Here is a 670-nt window from a genome sequence, read left to right as displayed (position 1 = left end):
GCTGCAGACGGTCCAGTTCGGCGCGCGCTACGACGACCGCAAGGCGTCCGAGGCCAACCGCAACCAATCGGCCTTCCTGGGCCGCAACCTGGCCTCGCTGGGTGCGGCGTACTCCTCCACCAACTCGAACTTCGGCACGGACATCTCGGATGTTCCGCGCTCCTGGGTGGAGCCGAACGCCTACTACATCCGCGACCATATCGACGAATGGCGCAAGATGTACAACGCGGCCGATGCGAACTTCCTGACGACGGATAAGCTGAGCCTGCAGAAGACGTTCGACGTCGATGAAAAGACGAAGAACCTGTTCGTGATGGGGAATACCCAGAATGAAGTGTTCGGCCATCGCCTGCGCGGCAATTTCGGCATGCGCTATGTGAAGGTCGATACCGACATGAGTTTCTACAAGGTCGATGCCACCACCAAGGCGGTCACGCCGTCCGGTGCCAGCAAGTCGACCAGCAAGTTCCTGCCCAGCATGACGCTGATTTACGACCCATCCAAGGACGTCGTGGTGCGCTTCAACTATGGCCAGACCCTGCGCCGCCCGAACTTCGGCGATCTGAATCCCGTCCTGCAGCTCAGCGACGACGTGTCCAAGGTGGGTTATGGCTCGGGCAGCGGCGGCAACCCGGACCTGAAACCGACGCGCTCCACCAACCTCGACCTG

At 61.2% G+C, this 670-nt stretch carries 1 protein-coding gene; it reads left to right on the top strand.

Annotated elements, in window-relative coordinates:
- A partial coding sequence (locus tag ACUJB0_RS31715) for a TonB-dependent receptor domain-containing protein (protein ID WP_444848732.1) occupies nucleotides 1–670 on the top strand: 670 nt, incomplete at both ends.

This window comes from Duganella caerulea, from assembly GCF_040362985.1.
Lineage (GTDB): Bacteria > Pseudomonadota > Gammaproteobacteria > Burkholderiales > Burkholderiaceae_D > Rugamonas > Rugamonas vulcania.
The sequence above is the reverse complement of the archived record's forward strand: the minus strand, read 5'-3'. Positions and strand labels throughout refer to the sequence as shown.